The sequence below is a fragment of the Veillonellales bacterium genome (assembly GCA_039680175.1).
Classification (GTDB): Bacteria; Bacillota; Negativicutes; order JAAYSF01; family JAAYSF01; genus JBDKTO01.
Window position 1 is genome coordinate 81747 of sequence record JBDKTO010000067.1, and the last position, 24055, is coordinate 105801.

A 24055-nucleotide genomic window follows, 5' to 3' on the forward strand; every position below is an offset into this window, starting at 1 on the left:
TTTCGTCTCTGCAACCTCCCTCTTTGCCCTTTATCAGCACGAGTTAACGGTAATTATAGCATATTTCAGCAATGTATACCATGGAAACCACCGTTTTCCTGTCTTATCCCGAAAAAAAATCAGAATAAATTCGGTCGGCAATCACTTCAGCGGCTGCCGGATGTCCTAACCCCAATGCCTGCTGCTTTAAAAAGATTAATCGCTCGGGGTGCTGTACCAGTAAATCGATTAGCAATGATTTGAGTTCCGACAGGGAATCGGCTCGGAGAGCCGCCTTTTGTTCTAATAAATATTGGGTATTGGCTTGCTCCTGTCCGGGAATGGGATGATAAATCAGCATCGGCAGCCCGCGGCTCAACGCTTCTGCCGACGACATGCCCCCTGGCTTGGATATCAGCACATCCGCTGCCGCCATAAATTCATGAACATTATCAACAAAGCCTTCTATTCGCAGATGATGCTGGGGCGCAAGCGGAATACGCCGCAGTTTCTCATACATTTTTGTATTGTTGCCCGTAACTGCAATTATTTGCAACGGAATATCCAAGGTATCGCACAAAGCGATGATCTCGTCGATTGGCAGCATACCGGCACCGCCGCCCATGATCAGGATTGTTTTAATATTGTGTGCGAATTGAAGTTTTTCTTCCATCTGCTGCCGGTCAAAGGGTTGGCCAAAAACCAAATCTACCGGAATTCCGGTAGTTTGGCTTTTGGCCGGCCCAATGCCATATTGCTGCAAATATTCCTGCATCTTTGATCTGGCAACAAAATAATAATCCAACTCCGGATATACCCACAAACGATGTACGACAAAATCAGTAATAATTGCGACAGAAGGAATATGAATCTCCTGTCTATGTAATAATCGTGCTACCAATCCGGCCGGAGTAGCATGGGTACAAACAATGACTGCCGGGTTACATGCCGAAATAAAGTGCTTCATCCGCCGAGCCAAAAAGTAGCTGATCACTTCCCGCCCGAAGAGAGCCAGTGAACCATCATTGCCCCATTGATACATTCGGCCGTAAATTTGGGGAAACACCGCCAGTAGCTTTAAATACATTTTCAAAATTGTATTCCCCAGCCATGGACTAAAAAAGTCAAAAACATTGACAATTTGGACGTCGGCCTGATATTTTAAACGAAAAACGCGAGAAACTGCTTGAGCAGCCCGAATGTGTCCTGAGCCAATGGGAGCGGTAATGAATAGTACCTTAAAAGGTCTGTCCATGACTTCCCCTCCTAATCATGCCAAAATCCGTCTCTGATTTTATAAAGTTTTACTTTCTGCGTGTCAACCGTCTGTTTTAATAAATTCATAGGCGTCAACCCTCGCGTAATAATCTCATCGCCGGCAATCTCTACTAAAGGAACTAAAACAAACCGTCTTGCCGCTAAGCGGGGATGCGGTAGAATTAATTCCGGTACATTTAACTCTACCGTCTCATAAACGAGAAGATCAATATCAATATTTCGCGGCCCCCATCTGGTTACGCGAACTCGTCCCATTCTCTTCTCAATCCCGAGACACACCGCCAGTAACTCTCGTGGAAGCAATTGAGTACGAATCCGGATAACCGCATTTAAAAATTCGGGCTGTTCCTTCACACCGACAGGCTCTGTTTCATACAAAGAAGAAACCGCATCAATCAAAATGTTCTTGTGTGCTGCCAGCAATTGAATAGCAGTTACAATATTGCTCTCACGCTCACCAACGTTTGAGCCCAATCCCAGCGCAATCAATTCTTACCCCTGCTCCGGTTAATTTCTACTTGTACATAATCAATCGGACCAGGAATCGGTACTGCCGGTTTTCGCAGCCGCACCGTAACAGCCGTCACTGCGTTCCAATTAGCGAGAAGCATGTTGGCGATACGGGTTCCTAAAGCTTCCAGCAATTGAAATCTGTGATTTTCAACAATTTCTTTAATCTGACCGTATACAATGCTATAGTCAATTGCTTGTTTAAGGTTATCGGTTTCTCCCGGAACGGCAGCATCGGTATGCAATTCTACATCAATATAAAACCGCTGCCCCTGTTCTCGTTCATATTCGTAAACCCCATGAAAACCATAAAACATCATATTTTTCAATAAAATTTTATCGCTCATCGAAACTCCCCTTTAGCATGCTATCTGTCATTTTAGCAATTCTGGCCATTTCCCGTACGTCATGTACCCGAATAATATTGGCACCTTTGGTTATGCCTAAGGCAACTGTAGCCCCGGTACCTTCCAGCCTGTCTTCCACCGGCAGGTTCAGCACCTCGCCGATAAACCGTTTGCGGGATGTGCCAAGCAACATAGGACAACCAATTGTCTTCAATTCCTCCAACTGCGACATCACTTGCAAATTCTGTGCAGAGGTTTTCCCAAAGCCTATTCCCGGATCAATAATGAAATTTTCAAACGGAATGCCGGCAGCCCGTCCAACTTCAATACTGCGATATAAAAAGGAACTTATCTGTGATAATATGTCCTTCGCATAATTTGTTCCTGTCTGATTGTGCATAATAATGACCGGCACCTGGTATTGGGCAGCGACTTCCGCCATTCGCGGATCACCCTGCAGCCCCCAAATATCGTTAATAATATGTACCCCCAGTTTTAAGGCAGCTTCAGCCACGCCTGCCTTATAAGTATCGACTGACACAGGCACCGAAGATACCGAAAGAATCTTTTCCAGCAAAGGCAGCAGCCGTTCTTTTTCCTTCGCCTCCGACACAGTTTCAGCCCCATGATACGGCCTGGTCGATTCGGCTCCGACATCAATAATGTCTGCTCCAGCATCAATCATTGCCTGAACATGCTGCAATGCCCTATCAGTAGTATTAAATTCCCCCCCATCGGAAAAAGAATCGGGAGTAAGATTTAAAATTCCCATGACCAGTGTTCGATGCGGAAGAATGGACAATCGTTTTCCCGGCCATGAATAATCCCGTCGGGGAAATGCTTGAACGGCATTTAGGACGCTCTCAATCTCGTTTGCCAGCTGCGGCAACCCCCATGGCTGTAATTTCAGCTGCGCTAAAGCTAACCGGTATTGTTTTATGGTTGCACAAATAAGAACGTCGGTATGCGAAATGCTTAGATCCGCTGCCCCTCTGGCTATAGCCACCTCGCCGCCCTTCGCCAGAAAGGTTTGTTTTAAAAGATTGGCCGTCTTTGTTGGCAGTCCCTCTATTTTTATCGTTTTGAATACCGCCTTAGGTGCCATAATAGTAGTGCCCATTTCATCACAATTCAATTTGTTCAGTTCATAGCAAGCCTGCTCCAAATTCTCTATGAATAAAATTCGTGGATTCAACGTTTTTTATCCCCCATTGCAACAAAATATGATTTTATTGTACCATAAATAGTATACAAGAATAAAATCAGCTATACAAATTTAAGTGTGAAGACCGTTATGCGAATGACGAAATCGCGGTCAGGAAAACCGTCATGACATTGGGACGAAACTGCAGAAAAGCCGCCAGCTTAATTCCGAGGCCACTGAAAAAGTCCCTTAGATGCAAAAAAAGGTATAGTTCCTCAAGAAAATGAGGATGCTGTACCTTTTCCTGTATAATTAAGGTATCAAAGGGAGTAGGTTAGTTTATGATATAACAACAACAGTGCAGATTCCTCATTCTCTGGCTAAAAACGCATCTTGCCATGGCTAAATGAAGGTAAAACGGTCATTGGGGATACTGCTTACTCTGAAAAAATACCATCATTTAACCAGGAACAATCACATCGAACTCATCGCTACGTTCAATCCTCTGATTACGCGAGAGAACCGAAAAAATGGGGACGGCATTTAATTTTCTTCAGCTGAAAAATTTTTCCCTAGTTTACCAATCGCCCTCTTCTCAATTCTGGACACATAGGAGCGAGAAATTCCCAACATCTGTGCAATGTCCCTCTGCGTTTTTCGACTGCCATCCGGCATTCCAAAACGCATCTCTAACACCCACTTCTCCCGGCCGCTAAGACGGTTGATCTGCTTATTCAGTCGTTCACATTCACACTGATTTTCCACAGTTTCCGCAACCACATCAGGTGCCGTTCCCAATACATCAATTAAAGTTATCTCATTTCCTCCATGTATTTATCCGTATATTTTTATTGCATCATTACTATATTCGTTGTGGAATTTTACTTCCTTTGTAACATACAAAACCGTTACCATCAAGTACCGTACGTAACATGCTTCTCCGGAAGAATATTATTCCGCTGCCTTAGCGTCGTGTGAAATAGGGAGCAATCTTTGCGTTTTGACTGTCTACTTCGCGGGGGACGCCGCACCCTAGTTTTGTATAATTTTATGTGTTAGTTTGTTTAGTGACATAAATAAATTTTAACACGCAATCCTCAGGCTGTTTAGTCTGGGGATTATTTTTTTCATAAAAAGGCTGCTGCATCTAAGCAGGTTAATTTCTGCTTAGTGCAACAGCCCCTTTTTAAGTAGTTTATCTTATTATCTAGGAAAGCGCAGCGGTTTTCCAGGTTAAAAAAATTTATTGACATTCGAGATGACAGATATACGGCTTGAATAGCGCCTGTCATGCGGTCTCAATTTGGTCATCTGTCTGCAAGCCTAATTTTGCGATTGCCTGTTCGCGCATCTTATATTTCATAATCTTTCCGGCGGCATTCATCGGGAATTCAGTAACAAAATCAATGTAGCGGGGAGTTTTATGTTTGGCCATATGAGAACGAATATAATCCTTAAGTTCGTCCTCAGTTATTGTCATTCCCTCTTTGAGAATCACACACGCCATAATTTCCTCACCATACTGCTTGTCTGGCACGCCTATTACCTGAACATCCTTGATTTTAGGATGTGTATAGATAAAATCCTCAATTTCCTTAGGGTAGATATTTTCACCACCTCGTATGATCATGTCCTTGATACGCCCGGTAATTTTATAGTATCCATTTTCGTCACGCCTTGCCAAATCGCCGGTGTGAAGCCATCCATCTTTATCAATTGCAGCTGCTGTTGCTTCGGGCATTTTGTAATAACCCTTCATGATGTTGTAACCGCGGGCTATAAACTCGCCGTCCACATTGTCGGGTAAATCGTTACCGCTCTCGGGATCGACAATCTTGCACTCAACGCCAGGCAGCGGACGGCCTACGGTATTAACTCGCAAAGCAACAGAATCATCCACGCGGCTTTGGGTACAACCGGGTGCAGATTCGGTTTGCCCGAATACAATTGTAATCTGAGTCATGTTCATCTTTTCTATGACATTCTGCATTACCTTGGTAGGGCAAGGGCTACCGGCCATAATGCCTGTCCTCATATAAGTAAAATTTGTCGTAGAAAAATTCTTATGCTCCAGCATGGCAATAAACATAGTAGGAACCCCGTGGAAGCAGGTTATCTTCTCCCGATTAATGCACTCCAGCGATACCCTGGGAGAGAAATAAGGTATCGGTGACATGGTGACGCCATGAGTCATCGCAGCAGTCATGGCAAGCACCATACCAAAACAATGAAACATCGGCACATGTATCATCATGCGGTCGGCTGTAGAAAGGTCCATACAATCGCCAATGCTTTTTCCATTATTCACTACGTTATAATGAGTAAGCATGACACCCTTCGGGAAACCGGTAGTTCCTGAAGTATACTGCATGTTGCATACATCGTGTTTGTTAAGAGAACGTTCGCGGCGATAAACTTCTTCGAGAGGAATTTTACTGGCTATGGCTAGGGCATCCTCCCACGTTAGACAGCCTTTCTGCCTTGAATCAACCGTAATGATATTGCGCAGAAATGGCAGACGCTTTATGTATAATGGTTTATCCGCTTCGGCGGTTTCAAGCTCTGGACAGAGTTCCTTCATAGTACGGACATAATCAGAATCCTTATATCCGTCTATCATCACCAGCGTATGAGTATCTGATTGGCGAAGAAGATACTCCGCCTCATAAATCTTATAGGCTGTGTTTACAGTGACAAGCACTGCACCAATTTTAGTCGCTGCCCAAAAAGTAATGAACCACTGAGGTATATTAGTTGCCCAGATCGCAACGTGATCACCCGGTTTAACACCCAATACAATGAGAGCACGGGCGAATGTATCGACATCATCCCGAAATTCCGAGTAGGTTCGTGTATAATCCATTGTAGTATACCGAAAAGCATACTGATCGGGAAACTCTGTAACCATGCGGTCAAGTACCTGGGGAAAGGTCAAATCAATGAGCGTATCCTTTTTCCAGATATATTTTCCCGTCTTGGTGTTATTATCAAATAGGCGGCCTTCACTTGCATTATTTTTAATAAAGCGTTCCATATAGTTGACAAAATTTGAAAAAACAACGCCTGCATCATCAAAATCAGCAGCCCAGCGCTTGACCCATTCCAGCGAAACATAGCCTTCATAGTTAATTGAGTTTAAGGCCAGTATGAACTTATCAATCGGTAAATCACCTTCGCCCATTACCCGGTATCGGATGATGCCATTTTCCACAACGGAATCCTTAATATGCACATATTTAATATATGCACCAAGGTTTTGTACCGTCTGTCCGGGTGTTTCACCCGCAAATCGGTAAGGATGATGTATGTCCCATAAAGCGGCCACCGCGTCGCTTGCCACTTGATTAAGCAGTCTGCACAATCGGGCAGTATCCGAATAAACGCCATTCGTTTCTACCAGCAAGGTTACGCCCTTTTCTTCGGCAATTGGAATCAAGCGTTTTAATGCGTCAAGCACAACTCCGTCATCCATATCATCGTTGGACTGAGGCTCAAGATCTGCCAGAATGCGGATATAGGGAGTGGAAAGCTTGGCCGCCAGCAAAATATACTGCACGATCTCTTTATGGTTTTCTTCAGCTTTTTCCGTGAACTTCAAGCAACAACCGGAAGAAAGGCAAGGAATTTCGAGATGCAGCTCCGACAATTTTTTTACCGTTTGCGGAATCTGCGCTGCGGTGAAAGGGTGTGCGTAGGTGGGAAATATTTCGTTACCAAGTCCGTGAATTTCAATGCCGTCAAAACAAAGATCCTTGGCCATAGAATAGATATCTGCCCAGCTGAAATTGGGACAACCAAGAGTAGAAAAAGCAAGTTTCATTGTAACCTCTCCTTGTAAACCTTTTTAAAACCGCTCATAATCGGTCTGTTTTTTGAGCTATACGCAGTAACAAAAAAAGCTTTCGTCTCTTAGCATTTCTGCTAAGAGACGAAAGTACTAGACTTCCGCGGTACCACTCTTGTTGATATACAACATATCCACTCGGCAGCATTATCAAAATGACGAATGCAATTCTCACGATAACGGCGAGAAAGCCGTTCACACTTACTCACTTCCGCTTTCAGTTGACTGCTCAAGGGTGAGTTTCTCCACTGCGCCGCGCGCTGTTTCTCAGCAATCAACAGTTCTCTGGAGCGTCATATCGCAGTGTTTTTTCCCTATCAATGCATTTCATTATTTTATTTACCTAAATTATAGTTCGAGATGAATTCACCGATTTCCTGGTTTTATTGGATTTTGAGTAAACTTTTCTTTGACTTTTTTCTGGCATTCCACTCCTATATCCTTTTTACTCTATATAGGGATAGAATAAAAAAGCTAAAGGTGCGGAACAGAATGCAAATCTTCCAATATAAAAAGCTTACCGGCAAGGCGCCTGTAAGCTACATAATTTTTACATTATGGTGCGGTAGAATGGATTTGAACCATCACGAGGTTGCCCTCACCAGCCCCTCAAGCTGGCGCGTCTGCCGTTCCGCCACTACCGCGAATCTTTATTTTATGGTGCGGCCGAGTGGATTTGAACCACCACGAGGTTGCCCCCACTAGCTCCTGAGGCTAGCGCGTCTGCCGTTCCGCCACGACCGCATTTACTGTTATGCCGCTCCAAGCGACATAGTTATATTACCATAACACCAAAACATCGTCAAGCAATTTTTAAAAATTATCTTCTTCAGTTTCAGAGATTAAAAATCAACTTCTAATTTGTATAAAAACCCCATTCCCAGGCATTCCACAAATTACCTGCCGGAGTAGGATTAGGTCGATAGTTAGCTACCGTTTTCTTCACTACATCAATATTAACTCGAAAGTAAAGAGGAACAACCGGACATTCCTGGATAATCAATTCCTGAATACGAAAATAAATTTGCTTACGAGCTTCTATATCCACTGTTGCAATGCCCTTTTCCGTTAGATTATCGACTTCAGAATTGTGCCAGCCGGGGAAATTATGACCGTCGTATCCATTGGATCGAGTTGGTATCCTTTTAGAATGCCATAAATCAATGTTGTCCGGATCCACGCCACCTACCCAGGCATACATTGCCATATCAAACCGGCGATTTTTTAAAATATCAGCAAAAAAAGCGGCTGTCTCTACCGGCCTGATTTCCACCCCAATTCCTGCTTCTTTAAGTTGCTGAGCAATCGTCTGGGCAACAAGCTCGCGGATTTTATTCCCGGCGGTAGTCGTAAGAGTAAAAGATAATTTTTTTCCATCCTTAGAAAAAATTCCATCCGCCCCCTGAGACCAGCCAGCCTCAGTTAAAAGTTCTTTAGCGGCATTTATATCTCGCGACGCCGGTTGCAGCGTGGGGTTATAAGCCCATGACAAAGGGGACTGATCCGCTGCTGCCGGACTTGCTGCGCTCTTTAATACACTGCTGATAATAGCCCGACGATCAAGTGCCAGAACAATGGCCTGACGCACCCGTACATCCTGGAAAATGGGGGTGTCCAGGTTGTAATCCAAATGCTCCCAAATCATATTGGGCGTAATCACTGTGTTCATTCCAGCAACGGTTTTCACCTGATCCAATTGAGCAAAGTGAATATTGGTTACAAGATCAACTTCTCCTGCTTTTAGTTGCGTCAATAAAACATTAGGATCCGGTATCACCTTGTAAATAATTCCATCCAATTTTGGTTTCCCGCGAAAATAAGCAGGATTTGCCTCCAGTACAACCGCCTCGGCAACACGCCATTCTTTAAATTTAAACGGTCCTGTTCCAACCGGTGCACGATTGAACGATGCTTTATTAATATCCTCCTCAGCTCCCAAAAGATGCTGCGGCAAAATTGTGGAAAACAAGGTTAGATAAGGCGCATAATATTCGCGAAAATGAATAACCACCGTATATGGATCGGGAGTGTCAATCGAAGCAATTTTGTCATAGCCCTCCCGCTGCACAATATTCACTTTCCGATTCATGATGATCTGCCAGGTGAATTTCACATCGGCCGCGGTAAATGGTGCTCCATCATGCCAGCTGACTCCCTGATGAAGTCGATAGGTTATTGTGCGCCCATCGGGACTGACCCCGCCGTTTTGCACGGTCGGGATGTCTAACGCTAAATCCGGTATCCATTCTCCCTTGTCATTAGTAATCACTAAACCGCTAAATATCAGGCTGCTGACCTCGGCCGTAGCTAGTACATCGGACAACAATGGATTCAATGTGTTTGGCTCCTGTAAGCTGCCGAAAGTTAACTGGCCGCCGGTTTTTATCTCTTTCGCCGGATTCTGCGGTAAAGCTTTTTGTCCACAGCCGGTCATGAGTACAATATTAACTAAGAGAATCGCAAGCATAAAAATAGTTCGGATACGCAATTTATCTCCTCCCAAATGCCATAAAAACTCGTAACAGATTCCACACTATTTTATATATAATTCTTTGTAATGCTGCCTACTGTTTAGCACCCTTATAACATATTCCCTGGTTTCCTGAAATGGTATTTGGTTTACATCAGAAAAAGACATCGTCCATCCATACTGGCGCATCCATTGTTTTACATTCCCCCGCCCGCCATTATAAGCTGCCAGCACCAAAATTTCGTTATTATTAAATTCTTTTTTCAATGATGCCAGATACCAGGTTCCCAGCCGGATACTCACTTCCGGATTTTCCAGATCCCTCGTAGAAAAATTAGGGTAATCCATTTGATCTGCAACCCATTGGGCAGTCTCCGGCATCAATTGCATCAATCCCATTGCCCCTTTGGGCGAGCGGGCCTGATTATTGAATTTACTTTCAGTTCGTATCACTGCTGCCACCAAAAAAGGATCGATATGATTTCTAGCAGCATAATGATAAACAAGACTCTGATAAGGAAATGGATAAGAATATTTTTTTTGGAACCAGTGACTGTTATAACCGAAGTAACCGAAAAATAAAGAAACTAGTAAGCCAAATACCAGGATTCTCATCCAGGTTAGCATATGCAAAACAGATCACTCCACAATACAAAATCAAAATCATTCAATTGTACACATCGCTGTTTTTTTCTCCAGCCGCTGCCAATTTTCCCATACCTGCCGGCGAGTAGCAGCCAAATCACCGTTATTATCAATTATAACATTGGCAAGCCGGACCTTTTCCGTTAGTTGCATTTGAGAATGGATCCTTGCCAATGCCTGCTCAGCAGAAAGGCAGTTTCGCTTTATCAACCGCTGTAGCTGCACTGAATCATCCACGTAAACGACCCATACTTCATCAGTCAGCTTTTGCCAGCCAACTTCAAATAAAAGCGGCACATCCAAAACTACAATTTGTTTTCCCTGTTGGCTTGCAGTTTTGATTTCTGCCAAAACCCTTGCTTTAATATTCGGATGTACAATATCTTCCAGATGCTGTCGCGCAGTTTTATCATTAAATACGATATCTCCTAATTTTTCCCGGTCAATACTGCCGTCCGGCAGTAGGATGGATGGCCCAAATCGGGCCATAATTTCTAGCCATGCCGGCTGTTTTGGTAAAACCACAGCACGAGCAAGCTCATCTGCATCAACAATATATGCGCCAAACTCTCGCAGCATGCCGCTGACAGCGCTTTTACCGCTGGCAATACCACCGGTCAGACCAACAATATACATAAGTAAACTCCAACCTTCTATTAAGAAAGTAAGTCATTGCCGACAAAATACTATCTTTGACAAGTGGGACAAAAATGAGTTCCCCGTCCGCCCACTATAGACTTAACGATAGGCGTACCACAAATCCGGCATGGCTCATCTTTACGGCCATATACTCGGAGATGATATTGATGCTTACCACTGCGTCCGGCTCCATCCCGGTAGTCGCGAAAAGTAGTACCGCCATCCTCAATACCGGCTGTAATGACCTTATTGATCGCTTGAAATAATTTGTCTGTTTCCAGCTCGGTCAGGCTACCCCCATCTCGTTCCGGGTGAATCCCTGCAATCGCCAAACTTTCATCCGCATAAATATTCCCCAAACCACCAATAATCTTTTGATTAAGCAGCAATGATTTGATTTTCCCTTTTCTATCTCTTAAAACATCGCGTAAATAAAATACAGTAAAATCCGCTGATAAAGGTTCTGGTCCCATTGTCGCTAACCCGGAAATACGCCATAATTCTTCTGTCGGCATCGCATATATTGTACCCAAAGTTCGAATATCGGCATAAACCAGTTGATCACCGGTATCCATTGTAAATACGATTCGTACATACTTTTCCTGTTCTTCCCCCTGGCGAATGTAGTACAGTCTACCGGTCATCCGCAAATGTACTACCATCACCAGCCCATCAGTCAGATAAAATAAAAGATATTTACCGCTCCGGCTCAGCCTCTTAATCGTCTTATCCGTAATAATGGCCTGAAACCGAGCGGCATCCGGCCATTTAATTAAACGGGGTAAAAGCATTTCCACTCGGATGATTTTACGCGCTGTTACCTTATCAACAAGGGTACGTCTAATTGTTTCAACTTCCGGCATTTCCGGCATTTCGATCCCCCATTTATTTTGCTTCAGCCCAACTTTTTCCCCATTTGACATCAACTGTCAAGGGAACAGCCAGCTGTACTGCCTGTTCCATAGCCTCTTTAACAATTGCGGCCACTTGATCAACTTCTTCTTGAGCAACCTCTAAAACTAGTTCATCATGAACCTGCAGCAGTATGCGGCTGCGCAAATTTTTTTGATTTAACGCCCGATATACTTCAATCATCGCTTTCTTGATCACATCGGCGGCTGTCCCTTGAATAGGTGTATTCATTGCTGTACGCTCGGCAAAGGATCTCTGGTTAAAGTTACTGCTCCTAATATCCGGCAGATACCGTCGCCGGCCAAACAAAGTGGTCACATACCCTAACTGATGGGCCTCTGTTACCACCCGATTCATAAATTCTTTTACACCAGGATATCGGGTGAAATATTTGTCAATATACTTCCCGGCTTCCTTCCGGGTAACACCAATATTCCGTGATAAGCCGTAATCGCTTATGCCGTAAACAATACCGAAATTAACGGCCTTGGCACGTGAACGCATCTCAGCCGTAACCTGATCCATATCCACGCCAAAGACCTCTGCCGCAGTGCGAGCATGGATATCCTTCTCTTGTATAAAGGCCTCGATTAAATTAGCATCGGAGGAAATGTGGGCCATTATTCTCAGCTCTATTTGGGAGTAATCAGCAGACATTATATATTCATAGCCTTCCCCCGGCACAAACAGTTCTCTGATCTTTCGCCCGATCTCTGTACGAATGGGGATATTCTGTAAATTAGGCTCGGAACTACTAAGCCGCCCCGTCGCTGTAACCATTTGATTAAAGTTCGTATGGACTCGTCCGCTGCTGGAGCTGATTAATTGCTGCAAGCCATCAAGATAGGTGGATTTCAGCTTGGTCAATACACGATATTCCAGCAGTTTGTCCACTATTGGATGAATACCAATTAACTTTTCCAACACTTCGGCATCAGTAGAATAGCCGGTTTTGGTTTTTTTAATCACCGGCAAACTTAATTTTTCGAACAAAACGTTACCTAATTGCTTAGTTGAATTCACATTAAAAGTTTCTCCGGCCAACAGCTGAATTTCGCTTAACAGCTGTTCAATTTGAGCAGCAATGGTCACCGACATCTCCTGAAGATAACCTTTATCAACCTTGATTCCGCAACCTTCCATAGCTGCCAAAACCTCAATGAGCGGCAGTTCAATTTCATAAAATAAAGATTCCAAACCATTTTCCTGCAGACGCTGTTTCAATACCGGATACAACACATGAACTACACTGCAGGACCAGGCGGCATAATCAGGTGCCGGAATTTCTTCTTCTCTCTGCAAGTTGCTGTGTTTACCTATATATTGTTCTTGCAATGATACCAGCGGATAACCAGCTGCTGTTGGATCTAATAAATAGGCCGCAAGCATGGTATCAAAAATGACTCCACTTAAAATAATTCCCTCAAAGGCACAGGCATTATACAAAATTTTGGCATCGTGGGTTACTTTCTGTACCGAACCATCTGCCATTAGCGCCATAACCTTGCCCCATCCCGGGCTTTTGGGAGAAATATATACCGTAGTATCAGCCCTGCCGACAATTGCCAATCCCTTCATTTGCACACGAGGCACTTGCCCTGTAATTAAAGGAAAAATTACCATAAATGACTGGATATGGATATACTGGCATAATTCTTCCAATTCCGTATCATTAGCAAGCCAAACCGCTTTCGGTAAATTTTCTTTCATTTCCGTTTTGGGGAGAACACTTTCTGGAAAAATAACATCCATTCTGGTTAATAAGCTTTTAAATTCAAACTTGGAAAATAGTTTCCGGATTTTATCAACGTCTGGCTGTAGCGTAAACAATTCCGGTGAAAATCTAAGCGGCATATCACACACGATAGTTGCCAATTGTTTAGACAAAATAGCCAGCTCAGCGTTATCCCTCAACCTTTCCTGCAGCTTTTTACCGGAAACTTTATCAATATTGGTAACTAGTTGTTCCACCGTTCCAAACTCAGTAAGAAGCTTCACGGCCGTCTTCTCTCCAACTCCCGGAACACCGGGAATATTATCTGAGCTATCACCCATTAATCCTTTTAAATCGATAAGTTGAGTCGTCTTTACTCCATACTTGGCCTCAAATGCTTTGGCATCGAATATTGCCAAATCCGATATACCTTTTTTCGTCAGCATAACCCTCGTTCGCGGTCCAATCAATTGGAGAGCATCCCGATCACCAGTCACAATAATAACTTCAAATCCGGCTTCTGCCCCTTTCGTCGCCAAGGTGCCTATAATATCATCGGCTTCGTAGCCCGCTTCTTCTAAGGTAGTAATGCCAAATCCAGTTAAAAGTTCCTTTACCAAAGGGAACTGCTCAGACAGTTCTATTGGTGTTGCTTTCCGCTGGGCCTTATATTGTGAATATTGCTCATTACGGAAGGTGATCCGCCCTTTGTCAAAAGCAACTGCAGCAGCATCCGGCTTAATTTCATCCAGCAATTTTACCAGCATCATCGCAAAGCCGTATACCGCATTCGTATACTGCCCATTGGCTGCAGTCAGCAGCGGCAATGCATAAAACGCCCGGTACACCAGGCTGCTGCCATCAATAATTAGAAATTTAGGGGACATAAGCCCACCACCCCAGATAACATATTTCTGTATAACCATTTTAATATTGGCTAATATTCCAAGAATTCCTCTATAGTTTTTAAATATCTGTCGCTCTTTATGTAATTCGCTGTTATTTTCCAATCTATATTGTTGTAAAATCAGTTCAATACCACTTCCAGAATATTTTCAGCCGGTTTCCAGATTTCCTGACATCCGAATAGCTTCTGCAGATTATCCATCGTCACATATACAATATCTCCTTTTACCAGCCCCGGAACAGCACATTTAGGGCCGCGCACCAAATGGTCTTGCTCATCCCAAAGAATATTTGTTTTCAACCCGCTTGCCACCGGCCAAACCGGTACATATAACGTATTATTCGTCAATACTCCTCTTTCATTTTTCTGCTGATCATTAATCTTTAAACTAAAGTATTGGGCAAATGTGACTTGTTTATCACTTCCCTGTTCGATTAACTGTTGTACAAAATTCTCACTGATCCAACCGTTCAAACCAAACTGGGCTAACTTATTGTATACATCGGCCACCGTAATCTGCTGATAGCCATAAATATCCGGATAAACTGCCAGAGAAACCTCTCCTTTGCCGTTGACCCTGATTTTAATACGTTCATAAGTGACCTGTACCGGTGTACCGCAGCCAATAATTTCAAACAATTCTTCGGCATCCGCTTCATTCATACGGACACAGCCATTTGATACTGCCAAGCCAATAGTCCATGCTGCGTTCGTTCCATGAATACCATACAAAGGCAAAAATCCCATCCACCGATATCCCAGGGGATTGTCCGGCCCGGATTCTACAACGTAACCTCGTCCAGGAGGAATCCAAACCGGATTCACCTCCATATTAGTAATCGAATAGCTGCCTAAGGGCGTTTGGGTCGATGGTTTGCCAATTGCAATGGGGTATTCCTTAACCAAGGTAGTCCCTGAATACAATTCCAATGTCCGGCTGGGCAGATTAATAACAATTCCCGGTGATTCTATAACAGCCATCCGGGCATTGACCGGAGCCAAGGACAGAAATAAAAATAAAGCAGCGTAAACTGCCTTTTTAAAAATAGACACAAGCATCCCTTCCTCGCAAAAAATTAGACACATTACACATATATGAAGAACGGCTCAGGGTTATGCTATGTCTGTACTCTTATTTATATTATTGTAAATTAAGAATTTGCTGATGGAGTACCGATATTTGATTCAGTCGATCATCGACGATTGGCAGATAGACATGAACTTTTGTTCCGCCCTTATCGCCAGCACTAATATTAATAAAACCACCATGTTCAGCGACAATTCGATGGGCGATCGGTAATCCGAGTCCAAAACGATCCAGCTTAGTTGTATAAAAAGGCTCAAAAACTCTAGGCAAAATTTCTTGCGAAACCCCGGAACCGGTGTCGGAAATAGATATTACCAGCATATTGAGGTCAGCGTTTAACCATGATTTAAGCGTTAAAATCCCTTCGTCTGCCATAGCCTCCATGGCATTTTGAATAATATTTACCAGAGCCTGCTCCAGTAAATTTCCATCGGCTGTTATTGTCGGTAATGACGGATCCAGCTGCTTATGAATCGCAATTTTTTCACCGCCAAATTGCTTGAAATTAAGCAATAATGCCTTTTCTATGCGAAGATTCATATTCACTTCAGGAATTTTTTCAACCGTTGGTTTGGCAAACAGCACCAATTCTTTTACTACGTCATTAATATAAGAAACCTCACCCAGTAGCATCTCCAATATATCCCGTCGCACCGTATATTGATCGTCTTTCAACCGTGTGAGCATCACCTGTAAATAGCCACTGATAGTAGTCAATGGCGTCCGGACATGATGGGCCACCCCGGCAGCCAATTCACCCAAGGACATTAACATTTGAGTTGTTTGAATCTGTTTAATGGCAGCACGAACGGCAGATACATCCTGTATAATCACAATCATGCCGCTAACCCGTCCCGTTGAATCTAATAACTTTAATGTATCTACGTGCAAATACAATACTTGCTCTTTTATGGTCAATTTTAAACTTGTAGTTTTTATATCATCATGCTCAGGAAAAGAAAATATCTTTAAAAAGCTGGCCCCATAGTCTCGAAAGACGTCTTCAACCCGTTTTCCCATTACGTTGGCGCGTTCAATCCCACAAACCCGTTCCGCTTCCCGATTCAAACTTTTTATACGCAAAAAACTGTCCAGACACATAATGCCGTTGGTCGTTGTTTCAAAAAACTCTTTATATTCATCATCACGGGACAGATAAATTACTTTGTCATGGAGTGACTCGGCAAAATGCATACTTTCCATCTCCTTTTCTCCTAATATGTAAGGTGATACATAACATTCTTGTAAATATTTGTATTTCCTGCTAAAAATGCCGAATTACTTTTCGTAAAAATGTGACACTTTCTTCTAATTTGAAATTTCAACTGTCGAATTATATGACAGAATGCTAGGAGACTTTGAGTTTCCTGATTTCATCTACCACTCATTTTCGACAATAACCTTACGATTTCAGGTAGCTCACTTTTACCAATAGATATCAGCCGGCAATTATTTACATATTTTATTTATATTTACATATATTTACAATATATAAGCGTTAAATTTTTTTATGTCTCTATCATTGACAATAATCCTTGTCAATGATAAAATACTATTTGTCCGCACGATACGCAACATAAAATGCCGAAGTGGCGGAATTGGCAGACGCACTTGACTCAAAATCAAGCGTAGTTACCCTACGTGCCGGTTCGAGTCCGGCCTTCGGCACCACGTAAATCAAAGCTTTCAAGGTTTTCACCTGAGGGCTTATTTTTTTATCTGTACAGCAACTCAAGAACTCGATTATGGTTCGGTCCTTTCTGAAAAAGCTTCCAGTACTAAAAAAAACCACATCCATGGATGTGGTTTTTTTTAGTATTCATTTATTCGCTTCCTGATTGAAATAAAATGCTTGAACTTGTTTCACATTTTTGTCAAGCTGATTGGATACGTGAGGAATGGAATACCCAATAAATAGTGGCGACGTAACAAACCGGGGCATAATTTTCGCAATAATCTGCTCTTTCACTTGGTAAAAAAAGATATTATAACTGTTGCATTTCTTATGAAAGTGATTTAATAAGTAATGAGCAATAATCTGAATATAGTCAGCCATTTGATCAATGTAAGCCAAATCATCTAAAATTACATTAAACTCAGTGAACCCCACTTTAGGCTTTGTAGTCAGATTCAGTTCCACGCCTGACCGCCTGTCAACTACTATCCCCTGAAAGGATTCTTCCGGTACCCGTTCCTGGCAATCAATATACTGTAACCCTACGATCTGCATGTGTGGGTGTCGAATCGTTCCGCCGGAAAAAGGCCCATGGTTTTTAAAAAAAATAACGGAGGTATAGTTCTTACTTTGTATCATTTCCAGCCACTTTTCCACTCCAAACCGAATAACTGCGTGCAACTGTTCCTTAGAGTACCGGGATAGTTCGGAACAGCAATCCTTCGTCTCGATAATTACGGTCTGAAAAGCATCCTGCAGTACAGGGTACTTATTTTTGATCCATAAAATATCGCCTCGCTGTTCAAGAATACCTTCCAGTTTGCTACGATCACAAAAAGGACACTTTGCTTCCGTATGAATAATATTTTCCGGTTTTAGACTGCCAATATCCGAATTAAAACAAAGATGACTGCCAAGACTGCGCATAAATTGACTCCTTTGAGATAGTTTTTTCTATCTCTTTAAAATATTCAACTTTCGACGTGCAGATACCTGCTAATCGTACTCATTTTATCTGTCCGTGTACCGCCAGCCAAATACAAGGCGGATTATTGGATGTCCACTCTACCCGATGCCGCTGATGTGCCGGAATCAATACCCAATCGCCTGGACCTATGTCGCGCACATGACCGTCTTCCCAACTCATCCGTGCCTGCCCTTGAAGCAAGGCGACCCATTCATCCCTCTCTTGGTCATACCAAAAACCGGGTGGGGATGATTGACCAGTAGAAACTATGCGTTCAATTAAAATTCCTTTATCCGGAAGAATAGGTTCGACAACCTCCCGTTCCGGCAAATCTGGCGACAACTCAAAAAGATTCACGGCTGATTCCCTTCTTCTCATGACTATCTTAGTGATACTATTTTCATAGCAACACAAACCTATTCCGCTATTGCTGTCAATTTATTATAATTTTTCTTTTTGTTCTATATTTCCTGCTTGTTATATTCCCCTTTTATGAAAATTAAGCAGGAAAACGCAATTCAATGACCAATTCATACTTAAATACAATTATGAGGAATACTGAATATGCAATATATTACTCTTTTCGAACATCTTTTGGAATACAGCGTCACCTATCAAAAAAGGCGAAAAACGCTCCGTATCAAACTATTGGATAAAAACAAATTAGAAATAACGGCTCCCTTTAACTATTCTAAGGCCGATATTCGAGAAATTATTCAGAGTAAGCAAAAATGGATTCTGACTCAAGTAGAAAAATTGACCGCTATTGAAAATAATCCGGTCAATAAATCAGTAAACCACGGATCTTCTATTTTATTTTTAGGCAAACCTTATACCCTTTCTATCTCTTACTATCAAAGTCAGAAACCAAGGGTAATAGAACAAGAAAATAACATTTTTTTACAGTTGCCTTCTGCAACAGCAGGAATTGGAACAATGAATCCCGAATTTGTATTAAAGCAATGGTATGTAGAATCCGCCGGAAAAATATTGGCTGACAAAACAGCAGCCTGGGCAGCTAAAATCGGCGTTTCGCCACAGCGCATCTGCATTAAAGAGCAGAGAACCCGCTGGGGCAGCTGTTCCACCAGGGGCAACATCAACTACAATTGGCGAATTATTATGGCCCCACCGCCGGTAATTGATTATCTGGTGATCCATGAACTTTGTCACTTACTGGTACTCAATCATTCAAGCCAGTTTTGGCAGCAGGTAGCAAATTACTTACCTGAATTCAAACAACATCGGGATTGGTTGCGAATCAACGGCCGGCTGCTAACCGGAATTCTATGACGACTGGAGGAAAATAATGAGTGTTTTATTTGAACCAATTTCCATCGGATCAATGGTAGTGAAAAATCGTTTTGTCCGCTCAGCAACTCAGGACACTCTTGGCAACGAAGATGGCAGCATTTCCGAAAAGGAGATATTACTCTATCGCCGCTTGGCAGAAAATGACGTCGGCTTAATCATCACGGCCCATTCTTATGTTCAACATCCCCTAGGCCGGGGAAGCATCCGCCAAAATGGCATCTTCAACGACTCCTTAATCGAAGGCTATCAACGACTTGCCGCCGCCGTACACCCCTACGGCAGCAAATTAGTCCTGCAGATTTCTCATGCCGGACGCCAAACTGCCGTTGACTTACCTGCCGGGGAGCAAGCTATAGCACCGTCGGCGGTAACAGACAACAGTACCGGTATAACTCCACGGGCGATGACAAGCGACGAAATCAGCCAGCTGATTCATGCTTTTGTCGAGGCTATGGTACGGGCAAAACGCTCCGGCTGTGATGGTGTACAGCTCCATATTGCCCATGGTTATTGTCTTTCCCAGTTCTTATCCCCCTACACGAACCGGCGAACCGATGAATGGGGCGGCTGCATCAAAAATAGAACCCGAATTTTAAAAGAAATCATTCTACAAGGCAAACAGCTTATCGGTGACGATTATCCCGTTCTGGTCAAACTTAACTCCACCGACGGCTACAGCGGAGCCGGGTATCTTTGCCTGCAGGATGTGCTATATACAGCCAGACTTTTAGAAAGCTTGGGAGTATCCGCTATTGAAGTGAGCGGCGGTATTCGCGAGTCAAAAAAAGTAATGTCCCAGCCAAATATCCGTCAGCCGGAACAGGAAGCCTACTTCGCTCCGGCGGCAAAAAAAATAAAAGCCGTAGTAAACATCCCGGTTATCTTGGTAGGCGGTATCCGTTCCCTGTCTGTCATGGAAGATTTAATCACAAGGCAGACTACCGACTTAATCTCTTTAAGCCGGCCTTTTGTCAAAGAACCTGATTTGGTAAACCGGTTGCGCCATAGCCAGACCAAAGCTGCCTGTGTATCCTGCAATGCCTGTTTTAGCCCAAACGGACTACAATGCTATTATACCGGAGGAATAAATAAATGAGATGGAGTAAAATTGCAACACTGTTGTTAGTATTGCTACTGTTAAGTTCTGTAGCCCAAGCCAAAGATATCCCCGCCGTCAGTACGGTGACTGTGCAAGGTACTGGTGAAATGGATGTTATCCCGGATCAGGCAATGATTAAAATCGGCATCGTCTCGAATGCGGATACTGCTGAAGCAGCGCAAACTGATAATGCCCGGTTGACTACTGCTGTCCTGCAAAAACTGCAATCAATAGACAGCGTGAATCAAGCTAAACTACGTACAGCCTCATATGGTTTTTCCCCTGTGTATGGCACAGACCAGGACAAAAGCAAACCGCCGCTTATTATCGGCTACCGTGCCAGCAATACGATTATGGCGGTTATTGAAGATCCAGCCCAGGTTGGCAGTGTCATTGATGCTGCGCTGACATCTGGCGCCAATCAAATTTCCGGAATCCAGTTTCAGGAAAAAGATGAGTTCCAGATAAAACAGGCAGCGCTACAATTAGCAGTTAAAGAAGCTGCCGCAAAAGCGGAAGCTATCGCCGCTGCCATAGATAAACATCTGGGCCGGGTAGTCGAAATCAATGAAGGCGGGGTAAGCATGCAACTGCCGGAAAATGATCGGTTCCTTTTAAAGGCGAGTGCAGCAGCCACCCCGGTGCTTCCCGGTACAATCCATATGAATGCTTCCGTTACTATCGTTTATGAGCTTCAGTAACTAGTCAGTCTTTTTACTCTTCGACTAACGATTGTCGCCAAGAATCCCCCTGCCAGGGTAGTCACAAGCTGCGGCCAGCTCATAACAAACAGGATTCCAGCTGCAATTTTGGGTGGAATAGCAATAAACGATAAAAGCCAGACAAAAGATACATACAAAAACAAAGTTTTACCTAAAGCTGCCAGAGAAACGCTCTGCCAGCTTTTCCATTTCCCGCCTAACCAAAACAGTCTGCTGTACAAGATGTTACCAATCGCCACTGGTAGAATGAATACCGGCAGCGGCAGCAGTTGTTGAAAATAAGCAACGCAGGGTGCCAACAGCGAAATCAGTAATGCACCCCGTAACCCCGTTGTTTCAACAGCCACCAGCAAACAGGCGTTTACCAGACTGCCGATAATAAAAGTAGTAGCAAATACCGGCAACGGCAACAATAGCCTAAGTGACTGAAATAATAATGTCAATGCCAGCAGCAATGCAGTTCTGGCCAAGCGTTTATTTCCTGCTACCATTTTCCCACCATCTCTCTGTTATAAAAATCCCATTGCTTAAACATTATGTAGTTTAAGTGCCAATCTAATTTTAGAAAAGCGCCGTACTCGCTAGAGTACAGCGCTTTTCTATTTATGCCATTTATGCCGCAGTGTAACCCTTCTGCCCCTATTATTCTTGCCGCCAAACATCACCCAGGCAACTAAGGCTAAAGCAGCTAAATTTCCTAATAATCCATCCAATATATTAATATCAACCAAAATATTAATAAGCGTCAGTCCACCTAAAAACATCATGCTTTTTTTCAAATTTATGAATGAACAGCGCCGTAATAGAATATAAGAAATCCCTAATACAATAAAATCGACGGCTACCCATATCCAACTATTTACTATAAAGTATTTGACAATCGCACCACAAATCATAGCCGTAAAAACCTGCAGCCAAACTTGATCCAAAAGATATCTGCCTCCTTTATACAATCTCAGACTAAAACATAGTTTATTATTTATTATCCTATCATTGGTCTATTAGATAAGTCAAACGAAAGTAAAAGTTGATAAACACAAATAAATAATTTTTTTACAAATATATCATATAGTTTCCCAATATTGAGCATACTTTACTATAAATAATTAGTTTTAGGAGTGATATGGATGGATTTCTCGTTTACCTTATTTGAACCCCATAGAGAACGAAATGAAAGGCCTGCCGAACCTATTGTGGCAATAGGACCAAACGGAAGAATCGTTTTCAATAAAAAAGCGACAGAAATGTTAAATGGTCAGCAGTTTTGCATGCTAGGGTATGATGGAGAAAATAACACAGTGGGCCTGCTTCCTTTGCTTGATAGAAAAACAAATGCCTTTCCCATTCGTTATGCCGCAAAGGGAGCTTATATTGGTGCTAAAAAATTCTTTACTCATTTTAACATTTTGCCAACTCAATTGGTAGAAAATAGCCCCCTTCCTGCCGGTAAATTCATTGGGATAAAATTATAGCCCACATTTCAGTATCAAACGAACGAGGAATTTTCCTCGTTCGTTCTCTTTTGTGATTTTTTCTTTCCCCAATTTAAAATTCAAAAACAATTTGCTATTTTTTTATATAATGTTGTAGTATATTACTGCAGAAACTGTACAAACATTCATTATTTTGGAAGGAGTTCCCATGTCAAAACAACGAGTTATAGCCATTGAATATATTCGCGGAATATCCATGCTTGGAGTCGTCGGTATTCATACCGGCGCCTACTCTCTGACTAACCCTCTGGTAAATGTTCATTTATTTGCTTTATTTGATATTTTTACCCGGTTTAGCGTACCGATATTTTTCTTTGTATCGGCATTCGGCCTTTTTTTTAACCACAAGTTAGAAGAGAGCTTAGATTATTTAAGTTTCATGCAGCGCCGTCTACGAACGGTATTACTGCCCTATCTGTCCTGGTCGTTTCTGTACATGATTCATTACACGCTTATCAGCGGCGACAACTCAATTTGGCATCCCGTTCTATTATTAAAATATTTTATCTTTGGACTGGCATCTTACCAATTATATTTTCTCGTAATTCTGTTGTGGTTTTACGCTCTAATGCCTTGCTGGCGTTCAATTCTGCGTTACATAATCAAAAACCCCATCCGCAATTTAGCTATTCTGCTGGCAATTCAAATCGTCTTCAACTATTATTCAAGTTACTTGCTGCGCCCGATATTCAGCAATCATTATTTAAACTTAGCGATACAATACCGATTAAGCTATTGGGTCATCCATTATGTCTTTATTTTCCTCTTGGGTGCCATATGCGCTTTAAAGTATCAGGACTTCAAATTATTTCTTGATCGATACCACCGCACCACCATTTTATTTTTCGGTCTGACTCTTGCCGGAATGCTGCTCTTTTATTATTACCTGCTGTATCATCTCGGTTATACTCCGGAAGAAGCGGTAAATACCGACCATCAGCTTAGCCCTATCGGTGTCTTATATACGTTAGCCGCTTCGCTGTTCTGGTTCTTGCTATTTTGCAAAAGCGACCTGCCACAGGCTGTCAAAAGCATACTAAATCAATTGGGAAAACATTCTTACATAGTATATTTGGTACATCCTCTATTTATGTACTATCTGGCGAGCTGCCTAACGGGGCATGGTATTATCATGACTGCTGCCGTAACTATTTTCTTTTACCTGATAACCGTATGCCTCAGCCTGTTCTTTGCGCTAATGGTCCAAAAAGTCAGTAAGTCAATCCCTATACTGAGCACGATTCTAATCGGCAGTCGTTTACAAACAAAGAAATCCGGGTAATAACCCGGATTTCTTTGTTTGTTATTG

22 protein-coding genes, 3 tRNA genes and 1 other annotated feature are annotated in these 24055 nt (G+C 42.7%); of the genes, 6 read left to right on the forward strand and 19 right to left on the reverse strand.

Annotation, left to right across the window (positions count from 1 at the left end; translation table 11 throughout):
• Positions 1-103: 103 nt before the first annotated feature.
• The 15 genes from ABFC84_10685 to ABFC84_10755 all read right to left on the reverse strand — a co-directional run bounded on the left by ABFC84_10685 (position 104) and on the right by ABFC84_10755 (position 16679).
• Positions 104-1234, reverse strand: coding sequence for a glycosyltransferase (locus tag ABFC84_10685; protein ID MEN6413206.1), 1131 nt, complete (start codon positions 1232-1234; stop codon positions 104-106).
• An 11-nt stretch (positions 1235-1245) separates the two neighbouring features.
• Positions 1246-1746: a 2-amino-4-hydroxy-6-hydroxymethyldihydropteridine diphosphokinase gene (gene folK / locus ABFC84_10690; GenBank protein MEN6413207.1), complete on the reverse strand. Its 501-nt coding sequence runs from the start codon at positions 1744-1746 to the stop codon at positions 1246-1248.
• Positions 1743-2114 carry a dihydroneopterin aldolase gene (gene folB, locus ABFC84_10695; GenBank protein ID MEN6413208.1) on the reverse strand — a complete coding sequence of 124 codons (372 nt, stop codon included), beginning with the start codon at positions 2112-2114 and terminating at the stop codon, positions 1743-1745. The genes folK and folB overlap by 4 nt, the downstream gene beginning before the upstream one ends.
• Positions 2104-2916, reverse strand: a complete 813-nt coding sequence (folP, locus tag ABFC84_10700) for a dihydropteroate synthase (protein ID MEN6413209.1) — start codon at positions 2914-2916, stop codon at positions 2104-2106. The genes folB and folP overlap by 11 nt, the downstream gene beginning before the upstream one ends.
• Before the next feature lie 885 nt (positions 2917-3801).
• Positions 3802-4056, reverse strand: coding sequence for a sigma-70 family RNA polymerase sigma factor (locus ABFC84_10705; protein MEN6413210.1), 255 nt, complete (start codon positions 4054-4056; stop codon positions 3802-3804).
• Between the two features lie 490 nt (positions 4057-4546).
• Positions 4547-7078: an AMP-binding protein gene (locus tag ABFC84_10710; GenBank protein MEN6413211.1), complete on the reverse strand. Its 2532-nt coding sequence runs from the start codon at positions 7076-7078 to the stop codon at positions 4547-4549.
• 101 nt (positions 7079-7179) lie between these two features.
• Positions 7180-7432, reverse strand: a binding site (T-box leader).
• A gap of 228 nt (positions 7433-7660) precedes the next feature.
• Positions 7661-7746 (reverse strand) — tRNA-Leu (locus ABFC84_10715).
• 14 nt (positions 7747-7760) lie between these two features.
• A tRNA-Leu gene (locus ABFC84_10720) sits at positions 7761-7846 on the reverse strand.
• A 112-nt stretch (positions 7847-7958) separates the two neighbouring features.
• A complete protein-coding gene (locus ABFC84_10725) occupies positions 7959-9590 on the reverse strand; it encodes a peptide ABC transporter substrate-binding protein (protein MEN6413212.1) in 1632 nt (543 codons plus the stop codon).
• A 45-nt stretch (positions 9591-9635) separates the two neighbouring features.
• Positions 9636-10199: a lytic transglycosylase domain-containing protein gene (locus ABFC84_10730; protein MEN6413213.1), complete on the reverse strand. Its 564-nt coding sequence runs from the start codon at positions 10197-10199 to the stop codon at positions 9636-9638.
• A gap of 36 nt (positions 10200-10235) precedes the next feature.
• A complete protein-coding gene (coaE, locus tag ABFC84_10735) occupies positions 10236-10853 on the reverse strand; it encodes a dephospho-CoA kinase (GenBank protein ID MEN6413214.1) in 618 nt (205 codons plus the stop codon).
• 50 nt (positions 10854-10903) lie between these two features.
• Positions 10904-11779 (reverse strand): DNA-formamidopyrimidine glycosylase, encoded by an 876-nt coding sequence (gene mutM / locus ABFC84_10740; protein ID MEN6413215.1) that lies wholly within the window; start codon positions 11777-11779, stop codon positions 10904-10906.
• Entirely contained in the window at positions 11742-14369 is a 2628-nt protein-coding gene (gene polA, locus ABFC84_10745; protein ID MEN6413216.1) for a DNA polymerase I, read from the reverse strand. The genes mutM and polA overlap by 38 nt, the downstream gene beginning before the upstream one ends.
• Positions 14370-14509: 140 nt before the next feature.
• Entirely contained in the window at positions 14510-15442 is a 933-nt protein-coding gene (locus ABFC84_10750; GenBank protein MEN6413217.1) for a L,D-transpeptidase, read from the reverse strand.
• An 88-nt stretch (positions 15443-15530) separates the two neighbouring features.
• Complete coding sequence (locus tag ABFC84_10755; GenBank protein MEN6413218.1) at positions 15531-16679, reverse strand: ATP-binding protein; 1149 nt, start codon at positions 16677-16679, stop codon at positions 15531-15533.
• 380 nt (positions 16680-17059) lie between these two features.
• Here ABFC84_10755 and ABFC84_10760 point away from each other — a divergent pair.
• Positions 17060-17147: transfer RNA gene (locus ABFC84_10760), tRNA-Leu, on the forward strand.
• Between the two features lie 148 nt (positions 17148-17295).
• Here ABFC84_10760 and ABFC84_10765 read toward each other — a convergent pair.
• Both ABFC84_10765 and ABFC84_10770 read right to left on the reverse strand, forming a co-directional pair.
• Positions 17296-18078, reverse strand: a complete 783-nt coding sequence (locus tag ABFC84_10765; GenBank protein MEN6413219.1) for a DUF4931 domain-containing protein — start codon at positions 18076-18078, stop codon at positions 17296-17298.
• A 79-nt stretch (positions 18079-18157) separates the two neighbouring features.
• Positions 18158-18475, reverse strand: coding sequence for a cupin domain-containing protein (locus tag ABFC84_10770; GenBank protein MEN6413220.1), 318 nt, complete (start codon positions 18473-18475; stop codon positions 18158-18160).
• Between the two features lie 207 nt (positions 18476-18682).
• Between ABFC84_10770 and ABFC84_10775 the strand changes: the two genes are divergently transcribed.
• From ABFC84_10775 to ABFC84_10785, 3 genes are read left to right on the forward strand one after another with little or no spacing between them, the layout of a single operon-like run.
• On the forward strand, positions 18683-19411 hold the full coding sequence (locus tag ABFC84_10775; GenBank protein MEN6413221.1) for a SprT family zinc-dependent metalloprotease: 729 nt from the start codon (positions 18683-18685) through the stop codon (positions 19409-19411).
• A 16-nt stretch (positions 19412-19427) separates the two neighbouring features.
• Positions 19428-20528: an NADH:flavin oxidoreductase gene (locus ABFC84_10780; GenBank protein ID MEN6413222.1), complete on the forward strand. Its 1101-nt coding sequence runs from the start codon at positions 19428-19430 to the stop codon at positions 20526-20528.
• Positions 20525-21232: an SIMPL domain-containing protein gene (locus ABFC84_10785; protein ID MEN6413223.1), complete on the forward strand. Its 708-nt coding sequence runs from the start codon at positions 20525-20527 to the stop codon at positions 21230-21232. The genes ABFC84_10780 and ABFC84_10785 overlap by 4 nt, the downstream gene beginning before the upstream one ends.
• Here the strand turns inward: ABFC84_10785 and ABFC84_10790 are convergent.
• Positions 21226-21744, reverse strand: coding sequence for a hypothetical protein (locus ABFC84_10790; protein MEN6413224.1), 519 nt, complete (start codon positions 21742-21744; stop codon positions 21226-21228). The genes ABFC84_10785 and ABFC84_10790 overlap by 7 nt on opposite strands.
• A gap of 108 nt (positions 21745-21852) precedes the next feature.
• Complete coding sequence (locus tag ABFC84_10795) at positions 21853-22182, reverse strand: hypothetical protein (GenBank protein MEN6413225.1); 330 nt, start codon at positions 22180-22182, stop codon at positions 21853-21855.
• 198 nt (positions 22183-22380) lie between these two features.
• On the opposite strand from ABFC84_10795, the gene ABFC84_10800 reads away from it, so the two are divergent.
• Both ABFC84_10800 and ABFC84_10805 read left to right on the forward strand, forming a co-directional pair.
• Positions 22381-22725 (forward strand): hypothetical protein, encoded by a 345-nt coding sequence (locus ABFC84_10800; GenBank protein ID MEN6413226.1) that lies wholly within the window; start codon positions 22381-22383, stop codon positions 22723-22725.
• Positions 22726-22894: 169 nt separating this feature from the next.
• Positions 22895-24028: an acyltransferase gene (locus ABFC84_10805; GenBank protein MEN6413227.1), complete on the forward strand. Its 1134-nt coding sequence runs from the start codon at positions 22895-22897 to the stop codon at positions 24026-24028.
• The last annotated feature ends 27 nt before the right edge of the window (positions 24029-24055 follow it).